Origin of the sequence: Coprococcus sp. RTP21281st1_F1_RTP21281_210402 (assembly GCF_040915325.1) — a bacterium.
Lineage (GTDB): Bacteria > Bacillota > Clostridia > Lachnospirales > Lachnospiraceae > Coprococcus > Coprococcus aceti.
This window is the reverse complement of sequence record NZ_JBCPDQ010000007.1, coordinates 16,047-20,796: the sequence shown is the minus strand read 5'-3', so window position 1 is coordinate 20,796 and position 4,750 is coordinate 16,047. Positions and strand designations below refer to the sequence as shown.

Annotated in this window: 5 protein-coding genes; all 5 read left to right on the top strand. The window is 47.7% G+C overall.

Annotated elements, in window-relative coordinates:
• Positions 1–72 precede the first annotated feature (72 nt).
• Genes AB5150_RS10895 through AB5150_RS10875 form a run of 5 tightly spaced genes read left to right on the top strand, consistent with a single transcriptional unit; the run spans position 73 to position 4,656 of the window.
• The gene (locus AB5150_RS10895) at positions 73–1,377 is read left to right on the top strand and encodes a folylpolyglutamate synthase/dihydrofolate synthase family protein (protein WP_238051347.1); all 1,305 of its coding nucleotides are present in this window, start codon (positions 73–75) and stop codon (positions 1,375–1,377) included.
• A complete protein-coding gene (locus AB5150_RS10890) occupies positions 1,377–1,868 on the top strand; it encodes an HD domain-containing protein (protein WP_118758299.1) in 492 nt (163 codons plus the stop codon). The genes AB5150_RS10895 and AB5150_RS10890 overlap by 1 nt, the downstream gene beginning before the upstream one ends.
• A gap of 59 nt (positions 1,869–1,927) precedes the next feature.
• Positions 1,928–2,806 carry a dihydropteroate synthase gene (gene folP / locus AB5150_RS10885; protein ID WP_118758300.1) on the top strand — a complete coding sequence of 293 codons (879 nt, stop codon included), beginning with the start codon at positions 1,928–1,930 and terminating at the stop codon, positions 2,804–2,806.
• Positions 2,807–2,825: 19 nt separating this feature from the next.
• Complete coding sequence (gene folK / locus AB5150_RS10880; RefSeq protein ID WP_118758301.1) at positions 2,826–3,644, top strand: 2-amino-4-hydroxy-6-hydroxymethyldihydropteridine diphosphokinase; 819 nt, start codon at positions 2,826–2,828, stop codon at positions 3,642–3,644.
• The gene (locus AB5150_RS10875) at positions 3,598–4,656 is read left to right on the top strand and encodes a prephenate dehydratase (protein WP_368291864.1); all 1,059 of its coding nucleotides are present in this window, start codon (positions 3,598–3,600) and stop codon (positions 4,654–4,656) included. Before folK ends, AB5150_RS10875 begins: the two co-directional genes overlap by 47 nt.
• Positions 4,657–4,750 lie beyond the last annotated feature (94 nt).

Sequence of the window (4,750 nt, the reverse complement as noted above, 5' to 3'; positions counted from 1 at the left end):
GGTATGAGCTGCTGCCTATAGATGAGAATGCACCACTTATCAGGCACAGATGAGAAGGGACGGATATATGCCATGACTTATGAAGAGGCAAGAAGTTATATAGAATATACGGACACCATGGGAAGCGTTCTGGGGCTTGACAGTATAAAGGAGCTGCTGAGAAGGCTGGGCGATCCGCAGGACGCAGTCCCGGTTATACATATAGCAGGAACAAATGGCAAAGGTTCGATATGCGCATTTCTGGACGAGATACTTGAGAGTGCAGGATACAGTGTGGGAAGATATATATCTCCGACGATATTTACATATCTTGAGAGATTTCAGATAGATAAGGAATATATGTCTGAGGAGGATTTTGCCGTATATCTAGAGACGGTGAAAGATGCAGCGGATGACATGGTGTCGGACGGCTGGGGAAGGCCCACATCGTTTGAGACGGAGACAGCGGTGGCGTTCTGTTATTTCTGCGACAAAAAGGTCGATTTCCTGTTGCTTGAGACCGGAATGGGAGGCCTGGAGGATGCCACAAATGTGTGTAGCCACCCGGTCTGTACGATAATAGCAAGTATAAGCATGGATCACATGCATTTCCTCGGGAATACCCTGAGGGATATATACAGACAGAAGCTTGGAATATTGAAAAAGAACTGCCCATGTGTGGCGTACCCGCTTGCCTCAGAGCTTGAGGATATGTGGGATATGGCATGTGAGCAGAATAATATATCGGACTTGGCGGTACTTATCAGGGAGAAGGATATAGAGATATGCGGAGAGTCAGTAGGTGGAAGTGAATATATATATGACGGACAGAGATACGAACTTCAGGTTCCGGGCATATATCAGATATATAACAGTGCCACAGCGGCTGCGACCGCACATGTTCTCATGAGGCTTGGATACGAGCTGACTGAGGATGACATAAGGAGAGGGCTTAAAGCGACGTTTTGGAAGGGAAGATTCCAGAAGCTTATGGACAAACCTCTAATGTATGTGGACGGCGCGCACAATCCGGGAGGCTGGAGAGCACTTAGACAGAACATAGATGAGTATTTTGCCGGAAGAGACCTCATATATATATGTGGTGTGTTCAAGGACAAAGACTATGAGCAGATGCTCAGGATCATGATGCCGGGGGCTTCTGCGTTCATAGCAGTTGAGCCGGATAACCCGAGAGCACTTTCAAGGCATGAGCTGAAAAAGCTGGCAGGGACATATATAGATGAAGTCTATGAGCAGGAAGATGTGGACGATGCCGTGAGGCAGGCGATGACGCTGGCTGATGGCAGGCGGGATTCGGTGGTGATGGTATTTGGCTCGCTGTCATTTATTGGGCCGATCATAGACCGTGCGGAACATGGAGGATATATAGAAAGCTGATGCAGACAGAGATGGACAGAGTGGACAGGATCATATACAACGATGAATACAGACGTCTCATGGAGACTGTGCGGAACAAGGAGACCGACAGGATATTCTGCCGGCATGGACTTGAGCACTGCCTGGATGTTGCCAGGATAGCGTATATAATGAATATCGAACAGGGATATGCGATAGACAGGGAGATCATATATGCCACGGCACTTCTTCACGATGTGGGACGGGCAGATCCTGATGACACCGGCAGGAAGCATCATGAGCTGAGTGTTGAGTATGCGGGCAGAATACTGGAGCAGTGCGGATTTTCCACGCAGGAGAATGAGCAGATATGTGATGCCATAGGCTCACACAATACAGACGGTGCTGAGCGGGAAGGACTGGCATATGTGTTGTATAATGCGGATAAGCTGTCTCGAAACTGTTTTGACTGCGAGGCATCAGACCAGTGTTACTGGCTGGAGAGTGCACGCAATACAGGGATAAAATATTAAGGGAAATACCAAGGGGTCGCACGTCATGTGCGGATATTTAATGTCTGGAGGATAAAAGGATGATAATAGGAAACAAGACATTTGAGAGTGGAAAAGAACCTTATGTGATGGGGATACTGAATGTGACCCCGGATTCATTTTCGGATGGAGGACAGCATAACACCATGGACACAGCTCTGTTTACCACAGAGAAGATGATAGCTGAGGGTGCTGTGATAATAGATGTTGGCGGTGAGTCCACAAGACCACGGCTATACACCCTGTATGCAGAGGGAAACGACGTGATAATAGATGTTGGCGGTGAGTCCACAAGACCTGGATATACAAAGATATCGGATGAGGAGGAGATAGAGAGGACCGCACCGATCATAGAGGCGATAAAGAGAGATTTCGACGTGGCAGTATCACTCGACACATACAAGTCTGCGGTGGCTGAGGCTGGTATACATGCAGGTGCAGATCTCATAAACGATATATGGGGACTGAAGTACGATGAGAAGATGGCGGCTGTCATAGCGAAGTACGACAAGGCGTGCTGTCTTATGCACAACAGGGAGAACACAGATTACACAGACTATCTGGCTGATGTTGTATCAGATCTGGATGAGTCGGTTAACATGGCTCTGGCAGCAGGCATAGACAGGGACAAGATCATGGTGGATCCGGGAATAGGATTTGCAAAGGATCTGCATCAGAATCTGCTCCTCATGAACAATCTGGAGCTGCTCCACAAATGGGATCTCCCGATACTCCTCGGAACGTCGAGAAAGTCGATGATAGGACTTACACTTGATCTTCCGGTGACCGAGCGCGAGGAGGGAACAGTTGCCACATCAGTGCTTGGGCTTGTGAAGGGCTGCGATTTCTTCAGAGTACACGATGTGAAGAGCAACTACAGAGCACTCAAGATGACGCATGCGATGCTGAGTGCCAGATAAAATATAGCGGAGGTGCGGTATGGACAGTATCAATATAAAAGGACTTGAGGTATTTGCACATCACGGAGTGTACAGGGAGGAGAATGTCCTTGGACAGAAGTTCGTGGTGGACGTATCCATGCAGGTGTCGACCCAGGAGGCCGGCAGAAGTGATGATATAAGAAAATCTGTGAACTATGGCAGCGTGTGCGATGGCATACAGAAGGTCATGAAGAACAGAAATTATAAATTGATAGAGACTGTGGCTGAGGAGATAGCAGACATGATACTTCTCACTTACGATGATGTGAGAGGGGTAAATGTGACGGTGAAGAAGCCGTGGGCTCCGGTCATGGTACATGTAGATACAGTGTCCGTGTCCATAAGCAGAAAAAAGCACACAGCATATCTTGGACTTGGGTCAAATATCGGCGACAGGGAATCATATCTGGACATGGCCATAGATGAGCTGAACAAGGATAAATACACCAAGGTGACAAGAGTATCAGATTTTATAGAGACCGAGCCGTATGGCGGCGTTGAGCAGGACGATTTCCTGAACGGCTGTCTGGAGATAGAGACGCTCAGGACTCCTGAGGAACTGCTGAGACTGGTGAATGGAATAGAGAAAGCGGCGGGAAGAGAGAGGCTGATCCACTGGGGACCGAGAACTCTGGATATCGATATCCTGCTTTATGATGATGTCGTGTATGACAGTGAGGATCTTCACATACCACACGTGGAGATGCACAAGAGAGATTTTGTACTTGAACCGTTGTCCGCGATAGCGGGATACAAGAGGCACCCGCTGCTTGGCAAGACAATATCCGAGCTTCGTGCCGGGCTGGACAAACAGTGACAAAATTGACACTTCAAGTGGAAGGATAGATAGAATGAATACATTGGAAGAGATAAACAGTCTGGAGGAGCAGATACAGCAGCTTATCACCAGAAAGAATGAGATTATCGACAGAGCGTGTGTTGAGGGCAGAGATATTGCGCTGGCACATATAAGCTCTGATGTGGTGAGCGGGTTTGTGCCCGTGGATCATCTGAAGGTCGATAAAGACACGGTGGTTGTATACCAGGGTGTTCCGGGGGCTTACAGTCATCAGGCTATGCATGACTATTTTGGCAAGGATATAAAGAATGTAAATGTTGCAAAATTTGAGGATGTCATAGAGACGGTGAAGAGCGGCAAGGCTGATTACGGAGTCCTGCCCATAGAGAATTCCTCTGCCGGATTTGTGAGTGGTATATATGATATGGTTGGCAGCAGCGGCCTGACCATCGTGGGCGGAGACGAGGTCAAGGTGGCACATATGCTCATGGGAGTTCCGGGCTCAAAGCTTTCTGATATACAGACTGTATATTCCCATCCGCAGGGGCTTCTGCAGTGCAGTGAATTCTTAAACAGAGCCGGATACGCACAGTGCCCGGTTGCGAACACTGCAGTGGGTGCGGTGAAGGTCAGGGATGAAGGTGATATTACCCAGGCTGCCATAGCGAGCGCTCTTGCCGCAGATATATACGGACTTGAGATACTCAAGGACGATATAGTCAACAATGAGAACAACACAACGAGATTTATCATACTGTCAAAGAAAAAGGAGTATGTGAAGAGTGCGGGAAATATATCCGTATGCTTTGCACTGCCACATGAGAGTGGAACCCTTTACAGTATACTTGGACATATAAAACATAACGGGCTCAATATGACAAGCATTGAGTCGAGGCCTCTCAGGGGAAGAAAATGGGAATATTCATTCTTCATAACTCTTGAGGGAAGTCTCATGGACCCGACGACGATAGATGCGCTGGACCATATAAATAAGGATTCTATGGATTTCAAGATAATTGGAACATACTGATAAGTAACATGAAAGGTGGGGTAGATATGGCAAGTAAGGTATTTGCAGCCATCGATGTAGGTTCTAACGAGCTGTCAATGAAGGTGTATGAGAT

Excerpts from the sequence above, each read along its gene's own strand:
- AB5150_RS10895 (WP_238051347.1), top strand. The coding sequence starts at position 73 with ATGACTTATGAAGAGGCAAGAAGTTATATAGAATATACGGACACCATG.
- AB5150_RS10890 (WP_118758299.1), top strand. The coding sequence starts at position 1,377 with ATGCAGACAGAGATGGACAGAGTGGACAGGATCATATACAACGATGAA.
- folP (WP_118758300.1), top strand. The coding sequence starts at position 1,928 with ATGATAATAGGAAACAAGACATTTGAGAGTGGAAAAGAACCTTATGTG.
- folK (WP_118758301.1), top strand. The coding sequence starts at position 2,826 with ATGGACAGTATCAATATAAAAGGACTTGAGGTATTTGCACATCACGGA.